2 protein-coding genes are annotated in these 549 nt (G+C 68.3%); both read right to left on the bottom strand.

Translation table 11 applies throughout. From position 1 onward, the window contains the following. A partial coding sequence (locus JCM25156_RS26735) for a Tm-1-like ATP-binding domain-containing protein (protein ID WP_034961848.1) occupies positions 1–201 on the bottom strand: 201 nt, incomplete at its 3' end. 1 nt (position 202) lies between these two features. Beyond that, on the bottom strand, positions 203–549 hold a 347-nt coding region (locus JCM25156_RS26730), incomplete at its 5' end, for an MFS transporter (protein ID WP_034961845.1).

Below are 549 nucleotides of genomic sequence, written 5' to 3'. Positions count from 1 at the left end.
CCACGGAATACGGCTTCCGCGCTGCGGGTGAAAACCGGCGACGGTGCGCGCACCTATATCGGCCCGTGCCGGGGCCTGCCGCGTGCTGACATCCACGATGCGGGCGGGCACGCCGCCGTCACGCAGGGTTTGGGCGATATAGTCAAGCTCCGCCTGCTTCGTATCGCAGGTGCCAAGTACATAGACATATCCCGTGGTCATCCTACGCTTCTCCGCGTCGTGCATTCAGCAGGCCAAGAACAACGCCAACCGCCCCGGTGGCGCACAGCCCGCCCAGCAGGAAGACGATGTCATACCCGTACCGGTCCGCGAGCAGGCCGGCCAGCGGCCCCGTCGCGCCGTAAGCCAGATCCTGAAACGCGGCGAAGCCACCAAGCGCCGTGCCACGCATGTGCGGCGGCACCACCCGCACGACCTCCACCCCCAGCGAGGGATAGACCATGGAACATCCGGCCCCCGTCAGCACCGCCCCGGCAAGGGCGAGGAAGGGGGAGGGTGCGCACCACAGCAGGTACTGCCCCGCCGCCTCGATCGTGAGCGACAGCGCCG

The sequence above is a fragment of the Komagataeibacter kakiaceti JCM 25156 genome (genome assembly GCF_000613305.1).
This window is presented reverse-complemented; position numbering and strand designations above follow the sequence as displayed.